Genomic DNA, 1,289 nt, shown 5'->3' on the forward strand with positions numbered 1-1,289 from the left:
AATATGTATATTAAAACCATATGGTGAGATTATTAGTACGCCATATGAATTAACTCATATAGAAACGGAATTATCTGCATTGGTTAAGCGTATCTTGAATTTTAATGAAGAAACTAGAGTTGTAATGGAAGCGACCGGTGCATACCATCTTCCGGTACTTAGCTACCTTAAAGAACATGGCATATTTGTATCCGTGATCAATCCTTTAGTTATGAAAAAGTATGCCGCTATGGCGCTTAGAAAAGGTAAAACTGACAAAATTGATGCCATTAAGATAGCAAACTATGGAATTGATAACTGGTTTCGCATGGTTGATTATCATGCATCAGATGAATTGTATTCAGAATTAAGAATATTAGGTAGACAATATTCTCATTACATACGTATGCGGATAGAGAGTAAAATTTTGCTTAGTAATATGTTAGATCGAACAATGCCAGATATTAAGAGTTTATTAAAAAGTAGATCAAGCAAACCTGACAAGGATAAATTAAGTTCTTTTGTAGAAGAATACTGGCATTATGACAACATCACTAACAAAAGTGAAATGCAGTTTATAAGAAGCTATTTAAAATGGGCAAAAAATAATGGATACCATCAAAATGAGGCAAAAGCAAAAAAAATATATGCTTTAGCTCAAGAAGGTATCCCAACTTTATCTTCCATTACCCCATCTACCAAAATGTTAGTATTGGAAGCAGTTCGAGTTCTTCGAGAAGTGGATAAAACTCTATGTTTAATTTTATCACAAATGCAAGAACTAGCAAGTAGTTTAGAAGAATATAAAATTGTTAGAGAAATGCCGGGAGTTGGAGATACACTAGCTCCACGTTTAATTGCTGAAATTGGAGATGTAAGACGTTTTCATAGTAAAAAAGCATTAATTGCCTATGCCGGTATTGACTCGCCACCTTATGAATCTGGACAGTTTGTTGGAAACAAACGTCGAATATCCAAAAGAGGTTCCTCGTTATTGCGAAAGACTGGATATGAGATTATGAAATGTATAAAGAGCAATAAGCCTCAAGATGATGCAATATATTTATATATGATAAAAAAAGAAGCAGAGGGAAAAGCCAAAAAAGTAGCTAAAATTGCTGCATTTAATAAATTTCTAAGAATTTACTATGCTAGGTTAAAAGAAATATATATGACCTGATTTTTAGGAATTTAGAAGTTTTCTGAGCTAAGCAGGATATCTGGTGGGCTTGTTTGCGATGCCTCTAAATATAAATATTTATTTTAAAAAACCTACTAAAAAAGTGTTGATTTTTCTTAGCAGGTTTTTG

At 32.4% G+C, this 1,289-nt stretch carries 1 protein-coding gene; it reads left to right on the top strand.

The genetic code is table 11. The annotated features are described in order from the left end of the window. Position 1: 1 nt before the first annotated feature. Positions 2-1,159 carry an IS110 family transposase gene (locus tag L1S46_RS26175; RefSeq protein WP_238901436.1) on the top strand — a complete coding sequence of 386 codons (1,158 nt, stop codon included), beginning with the start codon at positions 2-4 and terminating at the stop codon, positions 1,157-1,159. The last annotated feature ends 130 nt before the right edge of the window (positions 1,160-1,289 follow it).

The organism is Clostridium sp. YIM B02500 (assembly GCF_022324665.1).
In the GTDB taxonomy this organism is placed as follows: domain Bacteria; phylum Bacillota; class Clostridia; order Clostridiales; family Clostridiaceae; genus Clostridium; species Clostridium beijerinckii.